The organism is Serratia sp. 121840015-1 (assembly GCF_053627655.1).
Genome location: NZ_JBSEYF010000001.1, coordinates 1296780 through 1314736, shown reverse-complemented (window position 1 = coordinate 1314736; position 17957 = coordinate 1296780). Strand labels below are relative to the sequence as shown.

At 60.4% G+C, this 17957-nt stretch carries 19 protein-coding genes; 5 read left to right on the top strand and 14 right to left on the bottom strand.

The features are described from left to right. Window positions 1-202 precede the first annotated feature (202 nt). Window positions 203-1186, bottom strand: coding sequence for a zinc transporter ZntB (gene zntB, locus ACUXAC_RS06375; protein WP_187322463.1), 984 nt, complete (start codon window positions 1184-1186; stop codon window positions 203-205). A gap of 227 nt (window positions 1187-1413) precedes the next feature. Here zntB and ACUXAC_RS06370 point away from each other — a divergent pair, with 227 nt between their 5' ends. Both ACUXAC_RS06370 and ACUXAC_RS06365 read left to right on the top strand, forming a co-directional pair. Next, window positions 1414-2436, top strand: coding sequence for a hypothetical protein (locus ACUXAC_RS06370; RefSeq protein WP_387441893.1), 1023 nt, complete (start codon window positions 1414-1416; stop codon window positions 2434-2436). 194 nt (window positions 2437-2630) lie between these two features. Continuing rightward, complete coding sequence (locus tag ACUXAC_RS06365) at window positions 2631-2879, top strand: hypothetical protein (protein WP_004930507.1); 249 nt, start codon at window positions 2631-2633, stop codon at window positions 2877-2879. Window positions 2880-3038: 159 nt separating this feature from the next. Here the strand turns inward: ACUXAC_RS06365 and ACUXAC_RS06360 are convergent, their stop codons facing one another. Both ACUXAC_RS06360 and ACUXAC_RS06355 read right to left on the bottom strand, forming a co-directional pair. Beyond that, complete coding sequence (locus ACUXAC_RS06360) at window positions 3039-4673, bottom strand: peptide ABC transporter substrate-binding protein (protein ID WP_387441249.1); 1635 nt, start codon at window positions 4671-4673, stop codon at window positions 3039-3041. A gap of 158 nt (window positions 4674-4831) precedes the next feature. Further along, window positions 4832-5182 carry a hypothetical protein gene (locus ACUXAC_RS06355; RefSeq protein ID WP_025302994.1) on the bottom strand — a complete coding sequence of 117 codons (351 nt, stop codon included), beginning with the start codon at window positions 5180-5182 and terminating at the stop codon, window positions 4832-4834. Between the two features lie 206 nt (window positions 5183-5388). Here ACUXAC_RS06355 and mpaA point away from each other — a divergent pair, with 206 nt between their 5' ends. After that, the gene (gene mpaA / locus ACUXAC_RS06350; RefSeq protein ID WP_421115015.1) at window positions 5389-6096 is read left to right on the top strand and encodes a murein tripeptide amidase MpaA; all 708 of its coding nucleotides are present in this window, start codon (window positions 5389-5391) and stop codon (window positions 6094-6096) included. A 3-nt stretch (window positions 6097-6099) separates the two neighbouring features. Here mpaA and ycjG read toward each other — a convergent pair whose 3' ends face one another. Then, on the bottom strand, window positions 6100-7074 hold the full coding sequence (gene ycjG / locus ACUXAC_RS06345; RefSeq protein ID WP_060418587.1) for an L-Ala-D/L-Glu epimerase: 975 nt from the start codon (window positions 7072-7074) through the stop codon (window positions 6100-6102). Window positions 7075-7299: 225 nt separating this feature from the next. Between ycjG and tpx the strand changes: the two genes are divergently transcribed. Then, the gene (tpx, locus tag ACUXAC_RS06340) at window positions 7300-7803 is read left to right on the top strand and encodes a thiol peroxidase (protein WP_004930536.1); all 504 of its coding nucleotides are present in this window, start codon (window positions 7300-7302) and stop codon (window positions 7801-7803) included. 57 nt (window positions 7804-7860) lie between these two features. Here tpx and tyrR read toward each other — a convergent pair whose 3' ends face one another. The 7 genes from tyrR to pspA all read right to left on the bottom strand — a co-directional run bounded on the left by tyrR (window position 7861) and on the right by pspA (window position 13860). Next, entirely contained in the window at window positions 7861-9432 is a 1572-nt protein-coding gene (tyrR, locus tag ACUXAC_RS06335; RefSeq protein WP_038880356.1) for a transcriptional regulator TyrR, read from the bottom strand. Window positions 9433-9745: 313 nt separating this feature from the next. Next, on the bottom strand, window positions 9746-10807 hold the full coding sequence (locus tag ACUXAC_RS06330) for a YcjF family protein (RefSeq protein WP_180547284.1): 1062 nt from the start codon (window positions 10805-10807) through the stop codon (window positions 9746-9748). Further along, complete coding sequence (locus ACUXAC_RS06325) at window positions 10804-12201, bottom strand: YcjX family GTP-binding protein (RefSeq protein ID WP_033632929.1); 1398 nt, start codon at window positions 12199-12201, stop codon at window positions 10804-10806. The genes ACUXAC_RS06330 and ACUXAC_RS06325 overlap by 4 nt, the downstream gene beginning before the upstream one ends. Next, window positions 12182-12448, bottom strand: a complete 267-nt coding sequence (gene pspD / locus ACUXAC_RS06320) for a phage shock protein PspD (RefSeq protein ID WP_387441252.1) — start codon at window positions 12446-12448, stop codon at window positions 12182-12184. The genes ACUXAC_RS06325 and pspD overlap by 20 nt, the downstream gene beginning before the upstream one ends. A 96-nt stretch (window positions 12449-12544) precedes the next feature. Then, a complete protein-coding gene (pspC, locus tag ACUXAC_RS06315; RefSeq protein ID WP_004930552.1) occupies window positions 12545-12904 on the bottom strand; it encodes an envelope stress response membrane protein PspC in 360 nt (119 codons plus the stop codon). Then, window positions 12904-13131 carry an envelope stress response membrane protein PspB gene (pspB, locus tag ACUXAC_RS06310; protein ID WP_039565931.1) on the bottom strand — a complete coding sequence of 76 codons (228 nt, stop codon included), beginning with the start codon at window positions 13129-13131 and terminating at the stop codon, window positions 12904-12906. Before pspB ends, pspC begins: the two co-directional genes overlap by 1 nt. A 63-nt stretch (window positions 13132-13194) precedes the next feature. Beyond that, window positions 13195-13860: a phage shock protein PspA gene (pspA, locus tag ACUXAC_RS06305; RefSeq protein WP_387441254.1), complete on the bottom strand. Its 666-nt coding sequence runs from the start codon at window positions 13858-13860 to the stop codon at window positions 13195-13197. A gap of 184 nt (window positions 13861-14044) precedes the next feature. On the opposite strand from pspA, the gene pspF reads away from it, so the two are divergent. Continuing rightward, entirely contained in the window at window positions 14045-15052 is a 1008-nt protein-coding gene (gene pspF / locus ACUXAC_RS06300; RefSeq protein WP_343180226.1) for a phage shock protein operon transcriptional activator, read from the top strand. A gap of 194 nt (window positions 15053-15246) precedes the next feature. Here the strand turns inward: pspF and zigA are convergent, their stop codons facing one another. Genes zigA through folE2 form a run of 3 tightly spaced genes read right to left on the bottom strand, consistent with a single transcriptional unit; the run spans window position 15247 to window position 17921 of the window. After that, window positions 15247-16434, bottom strand: coding sequence for a zinc metallochaperone GTPase ZigA (gene zigA / locus ACUXAC_RS06295; RefSeq protein WP_387441256.1), 1188 nt, complete (start codon window positions 16432-16434; stop codon window positions 15247-15249). A 10-nt stretch (window positions 16435-16444) separates the two neighbouring features. Beyond that, complete coding sequence (locus ACUXAC_RS06290; protein ID WP_387441258.1) at window positions 16445-17005, bottom strand: LbetaH domain-containing protein; 561 nt, start codon at window positions 17003-17005, stop codon at window positions 16445-16447. Continuing rightward, a complete protein-coding gene (gene folE2, locus ACUXAC_RS06285) occupies window positions 16995-17921 on the bottom strand; it encodes a GTP cyclohydrolase FolE2 (RefSeq protein ID WP_100395714.1) in 927 nt (308 codons plus the stop codon). The genes ACUXAC_RS06290 and folE2 overlap by 11 nt, the downstream gene beginning before the upstream one ends. Window positions 17922-17957 lie beyond the last annotated feature (36 nt).

Sequence of the window (17957 nt, the reverse complement as noted above, 5' to 3'; positions counted from 1 at the left end):
AATAAAAAAATGCCGGTGATTAAACCGGCATTGTACGAATCAAATGTGCTATGCAGTAATTCAAAAATAAGAAAGTAAGACAATTATGGAGCGCAACGCCCATCGCTTGACGTTGCATTCACCTGCGAGAGAGATCATGCCCCATTTCCCCCGGCTAAATGTTGATATTGCTCAATGTTAACCGGGTTTTCGTCATTTTTGCCTACAGCCAGCGGCTGCGCTTCAGCCACCAGGCGACGCCGCCCACCAGGGCCAGCAGCATCAGGCAAAAAGTGCCGAAGCCAAACGGCGCGCTGTTGCCCGGAATGCCGCCGAGGTTGACGCCAAACAGCCCGGTCAGGAAGGTGGTAGGTAAAAAGACCATTGCCAACAATGACATGGTGTAAGTGCGGCGGTTCATCGCGTCGGCCATCACCGTGGTAATTTCGTCGGACAAAATGGCAGTGCGTGCGATGCTGCCGTCCAGATCGTCCAATCCCCGCCCCAGGCGATCGGCGATGTCCTGCATGCGGCGGCGATCGTCGTCGCTCATCCACGGCAGGCGATCGCTGGCCAGCCGAGCGAAGACGTCGCGCTGCGGCGCCATGTAACGGCGCAGCACGATCAGCTGTTTACGGATCAACGCCAGCTGGCCGCGCTCCGGCACCTGCTGCTCCAGCAAGGCGTCCTCCAGATCGATAATCTTGTCGTGCAGATCCTCGATAAATTCACTGGTGTGATCGGTCAACGCATCGGAAATCTCCACCAGCCAGCTGCCGCTGTTGGTCGGCCCGGCGCCGCTCTGCAGATCGTTCACCACCTGATCGATGGAGTACACCTTGCGGTGCCGGGTGGAGATAATCAGTTTATCGGTGATGTACACGCGGATGGTGACCAGTTGATCCGGCCGGGAGTTGGCGTTGAAGTTAATGCTGCGCAGGGTGATCATGGTGCCTTCACCCTGGCGGCTGACGCGCGGCCGCGAGCTTTCGCCTGAGAGCGCCTCGCGCACCGAGTCCGGCAGCAGCGGCGTGGTGCTCAGCCATTCGGCGCTGGCCGGGTGCGCATAATCGAGATGCAGCCAGCACGGCGCGTCGCAGGTGATCTTGTCATCCTGCTCGATCGACGTTACGCCCCCCTTGCCGTCCAGCTGGTAGGCATAAACCGCATCGGCGACCTGCAGCTCGCTCCCCTCAATCACATCCATTCATTTATCCCCTCACTCTTGCTTATGTTGCTGAGTCTAGCGTTAACACCTTGGAGATCAAAGGCCAGCTGTAACGCCAGTTTTCACGCCGGGCAAAAAGCGTGCTCTATACTTCAGGCGAAGCCACATTTGCGAACGGGTGAGGAACGACGATGGCGGGAAGTACTGAATCAGGCGCAAGACATTTTGCATTGAACTTGGCTGTGCTGCGGCGCCTGCTCTGTACCATGGCGGCGCTGCTGCTGTTCGCCAGCCAACCGCTGCGCGCGGAGCCGGCGCTGGAACGCATGTCTACCCCTTTACGGGTCGCGACGGCCGGCGGCAATTTTTCTTACTATGTCGCCCAGAAGCACAGCGCCCAGCAGCGTAACGCACTGGTGGTAATGCACGGTCATCCACGCGACGCCGTTAAAACGCTGCAAGCGGCGATCGACGCCGCGCAGGCGGCAGGAGCGGGAGGTGATACTTTACTGGCCGCCCCGCTGTTCCAGGTGCCGGAAAAACTCGCCGTCCACTGCCATTCCGCCGGTCTGCCCCAGCCGCAAGACGGCGACGCCCTGTGGCGCTGCGGTTCCTGGATCGAGGGTGGTTTGGATAATGCCGGGAAGACTGGCTCATTCAACGCCATGGATAACCTGCTGGCCGATATGAAACGGCGCTGGCCGTCGCTGCAGACGATAACCGTGGCCGGTTTCTCTGCCGGCGCCCAGTTCGTGCAACATTATGTCGGCTTTGCCCATCCGCCAGGCGGGGTGCGGCTGCGCTATGTGGTGGCCGATCCTGGCAGCTGGCTCTATTTTGATAATCTGCGCCCCCAACCAATAAACGGGGGGAGCTGCGGCAGTGAAACAGCCTGCCGCTTCCGTTGGCAAACGCTGAACGCCGGCCAGTGCCCACAGGCCAACCGGTGGAAATACGGCCTGGAAGCGCTTCCCGCTCACCTGCAGCGCACTGCCGATGCGGCCCGCGGGCGCTATGCCGCTGCGGATATCTCCTACCTGGCCGCCGCCGGTGATACCGGCACCGCGCCGGGCGCCTACTATCGGATACTCGACAAATCCTGCGCCGCCCAGCTGCAGGGCCCCTATCGATTGCAACGTGCCCTGGCCTATGCCGACTATGACCGGCGTTACCTGGCGCCGGATAAGCCGCATCGGTTAACGATCGTTCCCGGCTGCGGGCACAACGTCGCCTGCGTCTTTCCCGCCCCGGCGGCCAGGCAGGCGCTTTTCCCCATTAATGCAGACTAATAATAACGGCAATGAAATAAACCTTTGCCGACAAATCAGGCAATATCGCCGATAAAGCGCTGGCAATGCCGTTATTATTATGACTTAACATATTGCTATCATTTTTAATTCAAAATGATAATAATAAATCAACACAAAGCTGTTTCAGCGCAAATTTTAGGGGCATATACTTTTCTCACTACGAGGAGGTAGTTATGTTACGCGACCATTTAAAAATAAACGCCAGCGATACGCTGGAAAAAATCAGTAATATCCATTTGCAAAACCAGGGCCAGGAAGAGATCAGTGAGTTTGTGGTGAAGAACGCCGCCGGCCTGCAGATTGGCAAGGTCTCCGTCCACGATCGTTTCAGCACCCGACGCTCGTACCCCACCAGCTACCGCATCACCCAGACCGACATGAGCGGCCGCGTGGTGGTGGATGCCATGCGGGACTGTCTATAAGCGTAACCTCTCTCTGAAATAACGAAATAATCATATGATGATGGCAACCCTGTTTATTATTAAACGGGGTTTATCGCGTGGGAAAATTAATTATCGTCTTCGTTGCATCGTCGATAAAATAAAGCCCCCGCATTAGGCGGGGGCGATAAATAAATCGACTCAGTGTTTGATGATATACATCGTCTGGCTGTAGGCCACGTCTTCCGGGTTGGTGATCGGGTAGCCTTTTACCCACGGTTTGATCAGGCGGCCGTTGGTGTACTGGTAAATCGGCGCGATCGGCGCCTGGTCGGCAATGATCTGCTCCATCTTGTTGTAATCGGCGGTCACCGCCGCCGGATTGGTTTCCCGCCCCGCCTGCGCCAGCAGCTTGTCGTAGTCCGCGTTCTTGAACTTGGCGATGTTGCCGCTGTGGGTCGAGGTCAGCAGTGACAGGAAGGTCGACGCTTCGTTATAGTCACCCACCCAGGAGGCGCGGATCACGTCGAAATTGCCGGTGTTGCGGCTGTCGATATAGGTTTTCCACTCCTGGTTTTGCAGCTTGACGTCAATGCCGAGCTTCTTCTTCCACATCGAGGCCACGGCGATGGCGATCTTCTGGTGGCTTTCCGAAGTGTTATACAGCAACGTCAACTTCAGCGGGTTGTTCGGGCCGTAGCCGGCCGCCTGCAGCAACGCCTTGGCCTGCGCGTCCAGCTCCGCCTGCGATTGCTGTTGCAGCAAACTCGCCTCCGGTTTGAACCCGGCGGTCACGTCCGGCGTGAAGTGATAGGCCGGTTTTTCGCCGGTGCCCAGCACTTTTTCCGCGATAATCTTGCGATCGATGGCGTAGGACAAGGCCTGGCGCACCCGCACGTCGTTGGTCGGCGCGCGCTGGGTGTTGAACGCGTAGTAATAGGTGCCGAGCTGATCCGGTGTGTACACCTGCCCCGGAATGTCTTTCAGCAGCTTCTGATACATGTTTTTCGGGAAGGATTCGGTGATATCGATGTCACCTGCCAGGTAACGCTTGGTGGCGTTGGATTCCTGGTTGATGGGTACGAAAGTCACTTTGGTCAGCACGGTATGCGCATGATCCCAGTAATGATCGTTAGGCGTCAGCACCAGCTTCTCGTTCACCACCCGCTCCTGCAGTTTGAACGCGCCGTTGCCCACCAGATTGCCGACCTTGGTCCAGTCGTTGCCGTATTTTTCCACCACCGCCTTATTCACCGGGAACAGGCTGAAGTTGGCCGTCAGGCTGACGAAATAAGGCACCGGCTTGTCCAGCTGCACTTTGAGGGTATAGTCGTCCGGCGCCGACACGCCCAAGCGATCGGCCGGCAATTTGCCGCTGATGATCTGCTCGGCGTTCTGGATCCCCGCCAACTGCGCGAACCAGGCGAACGGTGACAGGTTTTTCGGCTCTACCAGCCGCTGCCAGCTGTAGACGAAATCCTTCGCCGTGACAGGGTCACCGTTTGACCACCGCGCGTCTTTACGCAGATGGAAAATGTAAGTCTGGTTGTCGCTGGTCTGCCAGCGCGTGGCGACGCCGGGGATCACTTTCCCGTTGGCGTCCTGATTGACCAGCCCTTCGAACAAATCGCGCGCCAGCTGGGCCTCCGGCAGGCCAACCGCTTTAATCGGATCGAGCGAGGCCGGTTCGTCTTTAATGTGGCGCACGATTTCCTGTTTGGCCGCCAGCGCGGTGCCCGGGGGAACCTGCGCCGCCATGGCGCTGCTCATACAGGCGCCGATCGCCGCCGCGCAAAGCGCCAAACGAAAACCTCGTTGCATTTTTCTTGCCGTCATTATGATGTTCCCCCGTTAACCATCTGAATTTTTTATCATATAGCACAAGATCCGTCCGGCCTAGCGCTCACGGCCGAGAAGTTGCAAAAAGTGCGATTCAGGCGATAAAAAACCCGTGCGGCGCAGGGCGGCACGGGCGGTGTTTGCAGCAGCGACCGTTAGTCGTACAGGTGGATGCTGTTGATGCGGTAGCTGAACTCTTCGCCTTCTTCTTCATCGAACACGGTGAAAAAGCCTTTCTCGGCCAGCGGACGGGCCGAAATATCGGTTTTTTGCAGCTGGCGCGCGTCGGCGTCGTCGTAGCCGTAATCAAGGTAGAAGACATCTTTCTGGTAATCGATATGCAGGGTGAACGGATAATTCGATTCGTCCCCGCGCCCGTCGTCGTTTTTCACCACGCCGAACCACTCCCCCTGACGGATCTGGTTTTCAGCGTCCACGCCGCACAGCAGCGTGATGGTGTCATTTTCATTTTCGCTATAGCTGGCGATGATTCTGGCTACTGGCATGTTAAATCCTCTTGCGGGTGATTGGCTTAGCACTGCCGTTAGTATAACAACAGCGTCAGGCCAGGTGCGGTTTAATTGGCGTTTTCACCGCCGCCGCGTCACAGATCGCGCAAACGCCGCACAATTGCGATGGGAAAGATGCCTCAAAGCGTAATACACTGAATAAAATGACAATGACTCTCGGCCTTTTACTCAGGGACAACACCATGACCGAACATCGACCGCGCAGTGAACGTGGCCAGTTGGCCGTCGCAGGAGAGAACTACGGCAGCTCGCTGCTGGGCGCGCCGCTGCTCTATTTCCCGGCGGCGGTCAGCGGCCCGGAGACCGGCCTTATCATCGCCGGCACCCACGGCGATGAGAGCGCCGCCATCGTGACCCTGTCTTGCGCGCTGCGCAGCATCGCCCCCGAGCGGCTGCGGCACCACGTGGTGCTGGCGGTCAACCCCGACGGCTGCCAACTGGGGCTGCGCGCCAATGCCAACGGCGTCGATCTGAACCGCAACTTCCCGGCCGCCAACTGGCGCTCCGGCGACATCGTCTACCGCTGGAACAGCGCGGCGCCGGTGCGCGACGTCAAGCTCTCCACCGGCGGGCGCCCCGGTTCCGAACCGGAAACTCAGGCGCTGTGTCACCTGATCCATCGCCTGAAGCCGCACTGGGTGGTGTCGTTCCATGAGCCGCTGGCCTGCATCGAAGATCCCGCCAGCTCGCGGCTCGGCGTTTGGCTAGCGCACAAGTTCGAGCTGCCGCTGGTGACCAGCGTCGGTTATGAAACGCCCGGTTCGTTTGGCAGCTGGTGCGCGGATCTGTCGCTGCCGTGCATCACCGCCGAATTCCCGCCGATCTCCGCCGATGCCGCCAGCGAGCGCTACATCGACGCGATGACCGAGCTGCTGACCTACCCGAATTAATCCCTACGGGGCGATATCGACGATCGCCCCGCATTCGAACGCCAGGCCCGGTTCGACGTCCCGCGCCAGCCAGGTCGGGCCGTCCAGATCGACGAAGCGCGCCGCCGGCGCCAGCGGCAAGGCGGCGGATATCGCCCGCGACGTACACAACATGCAGCCGAGCATGATGGCGAACCCTTGTTCGCGCGCGGCCTGCGCCAGCGCCAACGCCTCGGTCAAGCCGCCGGTTTTGTCCAGTTTGATGTTGACCATCTGATAGCGCTGCGCCAGCCGAGGTAGATCGGCGCGGGTGTGGCAGCTTTCATCGGCGCAGATCGGCAGCGGATGAATAAAGTGCTCCAGCGCGGCATCGTCACCGGCCGGCAGCGGCTGCTCCAGCATCGCCACGCCGAGATCGGCCAGCAGCTGGCAGCGCGCCGCCAGCCCTTCCGCCTGCCAGGATTCATTGGCGTCGACGATCAGCGTCGCCTGGGGTACCGCAGCGCGGATCGCGACCAATCGTTCGCTGATATAGTGATCGTCGAGTTTGATCTTCAGCAGCGTAGCGCCCTGCTGCTCCAGTTCACGCGCGGCGAAGGCCATCGCTTCCGGCGTGCCGATGCTGACGGTCTGCGCCATACGGATATGCGCCGGGGCCGTCACGCCGCTGAGATGCCACAGGCTCTGCCCGTGAAGGCGGCACTCGAGATCCCACAGCGCCGAATCCAGCGCGTTGCGGGCGGCGCCCGCCGGCATCTGCACCCGCAGCTGTTCGCGGGTCATGCCTTGTGCGATCGCCGGCGCCATCTCCGCCAACTGCGCCATCACCGACTCCTCGCTTTCGCCGTAGCGCGGGTACGGCGTGCACTCACCGATGCCGCGCACGTCCTGCTGTTCGATTTCGACCACCACCACCCGGGCTTCGGTGCGGCTGCCGCGCGCAATCACGAAGGCGGTATGCAGCGGCCAGGCTTCCGGGTAAAAACGCATGTCTCTCATAACGGCTCCTGAGCGAAAACTGCGCATTCAGCCAGGCTGATGCGCCGGTGATGTTTTATAGAACAGCCTAATATATACAACTATTTAGCAAACTTTGATATCCAATCCGCCCCGGTTGTCATAAACTGGCGCCAGGGTGTGAACCTGATGTTAAATGCCGTTGCCGGTGCGCCGTTTCATCAGGTTCATACCCTTTGTATAAACACCTGTAAAAGGAATCTAGCAATGACTCAGACAGTACATTTTCAAGGCAATCCGGTCAGCGTAGCGGGCAAACTGCCACAGCAGGGCGAACAGGCCAAGGCCTTCTCACTGGTTGCCAAAGACCTGTCAGACGTAGCGCTGAGCAGCTTCGCGGGTAAACGCAAAGTCCTGAACATCTTCCCAAGCATCGATACCGGCGTCTGCGCGACTTCGGTGCGTAAATTCAACCAGCTGGCCAGCGGCCTGGATAACACCGTGGTGCTGTGCATCTCCGCCGATCTGCCGTTCGCGCAGTCTCGCTTCTGCGGCGCGGAAGGCCTGAGCAACGTGGTCACCCTGTCCACTTTGCGCGGCGCCGAGTTCAAGCAGGCGTACGGCGTCGAAATCGCCGAAGGCCCGTTGGCAGGCCTGACCGCGCGTGCGGTCGTGGTGCTGGATGGCCAGGACAACGTCCTGTACAGCGAGCTGGTGAACGAAATCACCACCGAGCCGGACTACGACGCAGCGCTGGCTGCGCTGAAATAACAAAGCCGGCGAACGCCGGCTTTGGAAACCCGTTAAAGGCGCCGCAAGGCGCCTTTCTTATTCCTCGCCCTCGGCGCCGCCTTTACGGCTGCTCAGGCCATACTCGCGCAGCTTGTTGGCGATGGCGGTATGGGAAACGCCCAGGCGCTTCGCCAGCTTGCGGGTGCTGGGATAGGTGCGATACAGGCGCGTCAGCACCGAGCGCTCGAAACGCTTGCTGATGTCGTCCAGCGAGCCGTCCAGCACCTCGTCGCCCAGCGACATCTCCACCTCGAACTCCGGCAACACGATATCCTGCGGCCGCAGCTCATAGCCTTCGGTTTGCGTCAGCGCGCGGTAGATGGCGTTTTTCAGCTGGCGCACGTTGCCCGGCCAGCCGTACTTGCTGAGGAAGCCGCCCAGATCGCTCGCCAGCTTGGGCCGCGCCACACCCTGCTCATCGGCGAAGCGCGCCACGAACAGCTCAGTCAGCGGCATGATGTCCTGCGGACGCTCGCGCAGCGGCGGGATGGTGATGGTCAGCACGTTGAGGCGGTAATAGAGGTCTTCGCGGAATTCACCGCGCTGCACCAGCTCGGTGAGGTTTTTCTGGGTGGCGCAGATCACGCGCACGTCGACGTGCACCTCATGCTCTTCGCCAACGCGACGGAAGGTGCCGTCGTTGAGGAAACGCAGCAGTTTGGTCTGCATGCGCGGCGACATTTCGCCGATCTCATCCAGCAGCACCGAACCGCCGTTGGCCTGCTCGAAGAAGCCTTTCTTGCCTTCCAGCGCGTTGGGATAAGCGCCCGGCGCATGGCCGAACAGCTCGCTCTCCACCACGTCATCCGGCAGTGCAGCGCAGTTCAGCGCCAGGAACGGCTGTTTGCCGCGCGGGCTGCGCAAATGGCAGGCGCGGGCCAAAATATCCTTGCCGGTACCGGTATCGCCGACGATCAGGAGCGGCGCATCGAGCATCGCCAACTTGCGCGCCTGCTCCAGCACGTGGCGCATCTTGGCGCTTACCGCGACGATGTGGTCGAATTCGGTATCGTCGTTCACCGAGAGATTTTGCAGCTGGCGGCCCATGCGCGCGGTAGACTTCAGCATCACCACCGCGCCGACCGCGGCCGGCTGCTGCTGTTCGTCTTCCAGATAGATGGGCGTGATGTCCATCAGGAAGTCCTGGCTGCGAATCACCACCCGCTCGGAGTGCGGCGCCGTATGCTCGCTCTCCAGCCAGCGGCTGAAGTTATAGCCGCCGATCAGCGCTCCGGCGGTCTGGTTGCGGATCTTGTCTTCGTTCAGGCTGAACAGCGCCTGCGCCGCCGGGTTGGCCAGCTCGACCTTGCCCTTCATATCGATAGAGAACACCGGTTCCGGCATCGATTCCAGCAGCGCACGCAGCGCGCGATGCTCGCGTTCGGAAGGCATAAAGCTGACGGTGCGCACGTCGGTCACGCCGGCGATGCGGCGGATCTCCGCCATCAGCGCGCGGAAAGTATCGAAATCCAGCTGGGAGAAATTGAGGTAAATGCGGCCGATGGGATCGATCTCGATGCCACGTAAGTCAATGCTGCGCGATACCAAAAGATCGAGTAATTCTCGAGTGAGACCGAGGCGGTCTTCGCAAAATACTTCCAAACGCATCAGTGTTGGCCTTATCTCTGCAGGTGCGGGGATCGTTGACAATGATGATACTCCCTCGCACCGGGCGGTAGAAGCGATCTGTCAGCAAAAGTTGACAGAACTCTGATTTATTGCCGTGGCTGCTGATTTTAAACGCAAGCGGATAACAGCATCGGCGTCATTTTAGCCTACAAACAGAGAGTTATCACAACCAGAATTAATTTTGCAGAGATTTATCATGCACTCACAGGGGGATCGACTGTCGTCAAGTCTCGATTACGTTCGGCGTCGGCGCCGTTGAGAAAACGGCGCTCCTGAGAGCGCCGTCGTGGGGTCATTTGGCCTTGCCGTCGCTCTTTTTCAGCGTGTCTTTCAACTGGCCGATCAGCTGGCTGCGGAAATCGCCAAGCTTCGGCTTTTCCCCTTCCAGCCACGGCAGCGGGCGGCACAGTTCCATCGCCTTGATGCCCAGCCGTGCGGTCAACAACCCGGCGCCGATGCCCTGCGCCGCGCGCGCCGACAGCCGCGCCGCCAGATCCTGCGACATCCAGTCCATGCCCACTTCGCGCACCAGCTCGGAAGCGCCGGCGAAAGCGATGTTCAACACCACCAGCCGGAACAGACGAATGCGGCTGAAGTAGCCCAGCTCGATGCCGTACAGCGCGGCGATGCGGTTGATCAAACGGATGTTGCGCCAGGCGATAAACGCCATATCCACCAGCGCCAACGGGCTGACGGCGATCATCAGCGTCGACTCGGCGGCGGAGCGGCTGATTTCGCGCCGCGCCTGGTTATCGAGCACCGGCTGCACCAGTTTGGCGTACAGCTCCACCACTTCACGATCGTTCTGCGTTTCATGCAGCGACGCCTGCCAGCGCTGTAGCGCCGGATGCCCCTGATCCAGCCCGGCCTGACGCGCCAGCTTCTCGCAGAATTCGCGCCCTTGCCCCAGCCCGTGGCTATGCAACAGCTCGCGCGCCACGTCGCGCTCTTCCGCGCGCTGGCGCAGCCGATACAAACGCCGCCACTCGGTGACCACCGAACCGACGCCGGCGAACACGATAAGGCCGCCGGCCACGCCGCCGCCCATGGCGATCCAGTCCTGCTGCACCCAGGCGGTATGCACCCACTGCACGCCCTGCGCCACCACGCTGACGCCGAACAGCGCCAGGCCGGCGGTGACCATTTTGCGCCACAGGCTGCGTTTAGGTTTCAGCGCGGCATTGATGATGCCTTCGGCGCGCCCTTCTTCCTCTTCCTGCTGCAGCTCCGGCGCCGCCGGGAAAAAGCTTTCTGCCTGTTCGGCATCGAAAGCGACGCCGGCGCGCAACGCCGGCTCCTGCGGCGGCTGCAGCGGCTCGTCAAAATCGATACGCGGTTTGATCGGCTCGCTCATCGCAATTTGTCTCCCAATAAAAACTCCATCACCGCATCCAGACGAATGTGCGGCAACGGGGTGTCCACGCTCATGGCGCGCGGACGGAACTCATCGAAGTGGAACCCCTGGCTCTGCCAGAACGCCGGCCCCGGCAGGCGGGCGGGCACTTCGCCGGGGAACACCGTCAGCGGCGCGCCGTCGCTCAGGCGGTTGCCCTTCAGCGCCGGAATGCGTTGCCCCTGATGATCGACGATGCCGCTCTCGGTCGCCTGCACCGAGGCCAGGCCGACGCAATCCATGCTGATGCCCTCGAACGCCGCGTTCTGCCACGCCTCTTGCACCAGCTGTTGCAGCAACGAGACCAGATTGGCGTGCTGATCGGCGGTGATATGGTCCGCCTTGGTGGCGGCGAACATCAGTTTGTCGATGGTCGGCGAGAACAAGCGGCGAAACAGCGTGCGCTTGCCGTAATGGAAGCTCTGCATCAGCTGGGTCAACGCCAGACGCATGTCGTTGAACGCCTGCGGGCCGCTGTTGAGCGGCTGCAGGCAGTCGACCAGCACAATTTGCCGATCGAAACGGACGAAATGCTCTTTGTAGAAGTTTTTGACGATCGACTGGCAGTAGTAGTTGAAGCGAGCGCGCAACATGCCGATGTTGGTGTGTTTGTCGGCCTGCGCCAGCTTCGATTCGCCGATCGCGGCCACGTCGGGCCACGGGAAAAACTGCAGCGCCGGCGCGCCGGCCATATCGCCCGGCAGCACGAAACGCCCCGGCTGAATGAAGTGCAGCCCTTCGCTTTTGCAGCGTAGCAGGTAATCGGTGTAGGCCTGGGCGATCGCCGCCAGGCGGTTTTCATCGGCCGGGGCCAGCGGATCGCAGGCCTTGCACAGCTCAAGCCAGGGCTTGGCCCATTCGGCGCGTTCGCCCTGCAGCAGCCCGGTCATCTGGCGCGACCAGGCCAGGTAGTCCTGCTCGAGCATCGGCAGATCCAGCAACCATTCGCCGGGATAATCGACGATCTCCAGGTACAGCGTGGAGGTGTCTTTAAAGTGGCGCAGCAGCGAGTCGTTGGAGCGGTAACGCAGCGCCAGACGAATTTCGCTGACGCCGCGCGTCGGCGTCGGCCAGGCCGGCGGCGTGCCGTACAGCTGCGCCAGCCCTTCGTCATAGGTGAAACGCTGGATGCCGAGATCGCGCTGCGGGATGCGTTTGACGCCCAGCAGGCGCTCTTCACGCACCGGTGAAAACAGCGGCATGCGCGCGCCGCTGTGCACATGCAGCAGTTGGTTGACGAAGGCGGTGATAAAGGCGGTTTTGCCGCTGCGGCTCAGGCCGGTCACCGCCAGGCGCAGATGGCGATCCATTCCGCGGTTGACCAGAGAGGTTAATTCATTTTGCAGTCGTTTCATTGCTCTCCTTGACGTAACGCCCGAATGCCTTGTTCAGGCCTTTACGGAACAGCGGTTCCAGCACCAGCGCCAGCACGAAGCGCACCGGTTTGCGGCCGACGGTCTTCAACAGCCAGCCGGCGGCCCCCGCCGGGCCATAGTTCAATAACGCTATGATGATGACTTTAGCCAATGTCTTCAACATTGCCGCCGATCCTCGTTTAAATCCACCCGTTTTGGCGGTGTTTGCAACATCGATTTTATTCATGACAATGCCCTCCGGCACAAGACGATTAAGGTTACATTCACGGGATAACGGCGGCGAAGATACCCGGCCTGTGCAGGCCGGGTATCGCAAGAAGGGTTACAGCTTGCGGAAACGGCTCTGTACGCCGAAGGTATCGGACGTCACATAGCGCTCGACCTGGCGCAGCTGCTGCTCGCCGCTGCCCAGCTCATACTCCAGCTGATCGAGCAGCTGGCGCGGCGTCTTCTGATGCTCGCCTTCGAAACGGCTGGCCGGCGCTTCATCCAACACGAACACCAGCGCGATATAGGCCACCAGCGTGAAGAAGAACAACCCGAAGAACAGCGACAGCACTACCATCACGCGGATCAGGCGCACCGGCACGTCGAAATAGTGGGCCAAACCGGCGCAGACGCCTTTCACCATGCCTTCTTCGGGAACGCGATAAAGCTTTTTACTGCCCAGCGTCGTGCTCATCAGGACTGTCTCCAGTTCGGGTGTTCCGTATCGAGGATCTCTTCCAACGCCTGAATGCGTTCACGCATGCGTTTGGCGTCTTCCGCCAGCTGCGCCAGGCGCTGCATTTCTTGCTGACTCAGCTGGATGCCGGTCTGTTGCCGATTGCTGTAATGCAGCCAAAGCCAAATCGGCGCGACAAACAGCACGAAAATTGTCAGCGGAATGGCAAGTAATAAAGCACTCATTGTTATTCCTTCTTATCGGGTCCTGGATAGGCGGCCACCTCCGGCGTGTGGCCGCGGTTCGCCTTACTCTGAGCGGTTCATTTTGGCTTTCAGCGCCGCCAGTTGCTCACTGATGGCGTCGTCGGCCTTCAGTTCGGCAAACTCTTGGTCCAGCGACTTCTTTTTACCGATGCTGATGCTTTCCGCCTCGGCTTCCATGTGGTCGATACGGCGCTCGAACTGTTCGAAACGCGCCATCGCCTCATCCAGCTTGCCGCTGTCGAGCTGGCGGCGCACGTCACGGGAAGAAGACGCGGCCTGATGACGCAGCGCCAGCGCCTGCTGCCGCGCGCGGGTTTCGGTCAGCTTGTTTTCCAGCTCGCCGATTTCGCTCTTCATGCGCGCCAGCGTTTCTTCTACGGTCGCCACTTCCTTCGTCAACGTGGCGATCAGATCGGCCACCTTTTGTTTTTCGATCAGCGCCGCACGGGCCAAGTCTTCTTTATCTTTGCGCAGCGCCAGTTCGGCTTTTTCCTGCCAGTCGCTTACCTGGTTTTCACCCTGCTCGATGCGACGCAGCAGCTGCTTTTTCTCCGCCAGCGCGCGCGCCGACGTAGAGCGAACTTCAACCAGCGTGTCTTCCATCTCTTGGATCATCAACCGCACCAGCTTCTGCGGATCTTCCGCCTTGTCCAGCAGGGTGTTGATGTTGGCGTTCACGATGTCGGCAAAACGAGAAAAAATACCCATAATTCACTTCCTCTTGGTTCTGATGGCGTCTGAAGCGCCGCGTTAAGTCCTACAGCTTGCCCAAAGATATAATCAAAACCCGTGCCAACTTTTATATTATTGAAAAGTAACGAATATTATTTTTTGACTCTCTGCGCGCTTGCTGTAGAGTGATTATTTTCACCAAACATTGGCGAATTTCATCATGAACGAACAGCCAGAGAATTTGTTGGGCGAGGCAAACGCCTTTGTCGAAGTCTTGGAGCAAGTCTCCCAGGTCGCCAAGCTGAACAAGCCGGTGCTGGTGATCGGCGAGCGCGGCACCGGCAAGGAGCTGATCGCCCACCGTCTGCACTACCTCTCCAACCGCTGGCAAGGGCCTTTCATCTCGCTTAACTGCGCGGCGCTGAATGAAAACCTGCTGGATTCCGAGCTGTTCGGTCACGAGGCCGGCGCGTTTACCGGCGCGCAAAAGCGCCATCTGGGGCGCTTCGAGCGCGCCGACGGCGGCACGCTGTTTCTCGATGAGCTGGCGACCGCGCCGATGCTGGTGCAGGAGAAATTGCTGCGGGTGATCGAATACGGCCAGCTGGAGCGCGTGGGCGGCAGCCAGCCGCTGCGGGTGGATGTGCGCCTGGTGTGCGCCACCAACGACGATCTGCCGGCGCTGGCGGCGGCGGGCAAGTTCCGCGCCGATCTGCTGGATCGGCTGGCGTTCGACGTGGTGCAGCTGCCGCCGCTGCGCCAACGGCGGCCCGATATCATGCTGTTGGCCGAGCATTTCGCCATTCAAATGTGCCGCGAGCTGGCGCTGCAGCTGTTTCCAGGCTTTACCGAGCATGCCAGGCGAACGTTGCTCGAGTATGGCTGGCCGGGCAACGTGCGCGAACTGAAAAACGTGGTGGAGCGCTCGGTTTATCGCCACGGCGACAGCGACAGCCCGCTGGACGACATCGTCATCAACCCGTTTGCGCCACGCGAGGCCACGCCGGTCGCGCCCGTTCCTGAAGACGCCGGCGCGTTACCGCCGCTACCGCTGGATTTGAAACACTGGCAGCTCGAGCAGGAGAAGGCATTGATCGAAGCGGCGCTGCAGCAGGGGCGCTTCAATCAGCGCAAGGCGGCGCAGCTGCTGGGGCTCACCTATCACCAACTGCGCGGCATGCTGAAAAAGCATGTGCTGCTGCAAAATGGCGAAGCGGACGAGGAATAACAGGCAAAAAAAAAAGCCAGCACCCGAGCTGGCTTAAAAAACACTGGAAGCAATGTGAGCAATGTCGTGCCTTCCACATCAGAGCCGCAAACTGTGGCCTTCCGTGAACTGCCAGGCGATGATAATAGTTATCAGTATCGTCTGTAAAGCACTTTGTTGAGAATTTTTCTCATTACCACACGAAGATTGCGCAATTACCACTCAGGGAACGGGTCTGCCATGTCCAGCCAATAGTCCACGCCGGCGGCCATTTCATCGTCGCTCAGCAGGCAGTCGTCCAGCATACGCACGATCGTCGCTTGCTGCAGATGCTGGCCGATAAACACCAGTTCCTGGCGCATATCGCCGAACGGCTCCACCCATTTTTCCTGAATGTGCGCCCGCGCTTCGGGATCCTGCGGCCAATTATCTTGCGGAATGGCGCGCCAAAAGGTGCCCGCGAGGCCGTAGTGGGCGATGCCCCCTGCCTGGCTCCACTGCCCGGCCTGCCGCGGCCGCGTCGCCAGCCAGAAAAAGCCTTTCGAGCGCAGCAACTTGCCGCCGCCCCAATCGCCGTTGATCACGCGGTAAAACTTGTCCGGCGCAAACGGCCGCCGCGCCTGGTAGACGAAGCTGCTGATGCCGTAGTTTTCCGTTTCCGGCACGTGTTCGCCGCGCAGCTCTTTCAGCCAGCCGGGCGCCTGCTGCGCCTTTTCAAAGCTGAAGCTGCCGGTATTCAGCACCGCCTCCAGCGGCAGTTTGCCCGGCGCGATCGGCACAATGCGGGCATCGGGGTTCAGGCTGGCCAGCAGCGCCATCACTTCGCCTTGCTGGGATGGCGTCAACAGATCGGTCTTGCTGACCAGGATCACGTCGCAGAACTCAATTTGCTCAATCAGCAGATCCGCCACGCTGCGCAGATCGTCCTCGCCCAGGCTTTGGCCGGCCTCCTGCAGGCTTTGCGCCTGCTGGTACTGCTGGATGAAATTCAACCCGTCGACCACCGTCACCAGGGTATCCAGCCGGGCGAACTGCGACAGGCTTTCGCCCTTTTCGTCCTCAAAGGTAAAGGTTTCCGCCACCGGCAGCGGCTCGGAGATGCCGCTCGATTCGATCAGCAGGTAATCGAAACGCCCGTCCTGCGCCAGCTCACGCACCGAGACCAGCAGGTCTTCGCGCAGCGTGCAGCAAATGCAGCCGTTGCTCATCTCCACCAGCTTCTCTTCCTGGCGATCAAGATGCACGGCATTTTCCACCAGCGCGGCGTCGATGTTCACCTCGCTCATGTCGTTGACGATCACCGCCACGCGCATGCCCTGCCGGTTGTTCAGGATGTGGTTCAGCACCGTGGTTTTGCCGGCGCCGAGAAAGCCGGAAAGCACGGTCACGGGAAGTTGTTTCATGGGAGCCTCATTAAAATTCATTGCGTAATGCCTGGTAACCGCGCACCAGCTCGACGTTGGTGGCGGCCACTTCTTCCGAAAACTGCAGCGCGCCGCGATCGACCTGGCGATAGCGCGACAGGTCGCTGTCCGGCCCTACGCGCTCGGTCGAGGGGATATAGCGGTTTTCAGGCAGCGTCACGCCGTCCACCACCGCGTTGTAACGCACCACGCAGCCGGACTGGATGTGGCAGTTGAACAGCACGCTGTTGAAACCGATAAACACCCGATCGTCGATGCGACACGGGCCGTGGACGATGGCGCGGTGGGCGATCGAGCTGTAACGGCCAATGGTGACCTCCGCCCCGCTCTTGGAGTGGATCACCACGCCGTCCTGAATATTGGAGTGCGAGCCGATGACGATCGGCTCCATGTCGCCGGCGGCGTTCAACTCGTCGGCGCGGATCACCGCATAAGGGCCGACGTAAACGAAATCTTCGACGATCACCCGGCCGCAAATAATGGCGGTGGGATCGATGTAGGCCAGCGGCGAGACCTGCGGCAGATGGCCGCTGGGATTTTTACGCAGCATGATTTTCTCCCCGCCAGCTCAACTCCGCCACCGCATTGTGGGCATGCAGGCTCTCCTGATGCTCGACGCGCAGCGAGAAGGCGCGGTAATCGCACTGGCTGCGCAGCATGCGATACAGACGGCGCGCCGCATCTTCGCAAAACATCAGGTTCTGACCGTTGGCCAGCGCGAAGGCCTGCTCGTCGCGGCGTTTCACCAGCGTTTGTACCGGCGTGCCCAGCGCGTGTTCGATGCGGTCGATCAATTTCACCGGTTCGAACGCCCGTTCATTCTCGGGCGTCACGGTGACCCAGGCCCAGCTGCGCTGGCTGTGAGGGGTGGCCGGCATTCCCTGCTCCAACAGCCACTCGCTCACCTGGCGTTGGCTGACCCGCTCCGCCGCCTGTTCAAAATCAAACTGAAACTGTTGCTGCGCCAACTGACGGCTGAGCGCCGCCGAACTCGGGCAGGTAGAGGAGTAAGGCACACCGACGGTCAGCGCCAGCGTCAGCGTGTTCGTCAGGGTCGCCTCGATGCGCAGCGGGTAAGCCTTCCAGCCGCGCTGCGGCGAAAGCAACGCCGGGCGAGACAACAGCAGCTCGCCGCTGAGCGTCAGGCTGGCGCGATCGCTGTGTTCCGGCTGCGAATCCAGAAAGGCCTGCAGCGTTCGGCCGATGCGCTGCGGCGTCAGCTCACCCTGCGTCAATTCATCCAGCGCCAGATACAGACGCGACATGTGAATACCGCGTTCGCCCGCCGCTTCGGCGCGCAGGTTGATGCCGGCGTCGACTGTGGCCATCAGTGGCTTGCCGGCCAGCTCCAGCGGCAGTGCGATCCCTTGCATCCCGACCCAATCGAGCCCGACATCACTCATTTCGCCGCGCCATGCCTGAGCGTCCGGCAGCGAACGGCGTGGTGGAAGTGCAACTTCGTTCATACATCCCCTTACGTTATTGTGACTTTGCCGGGGAAC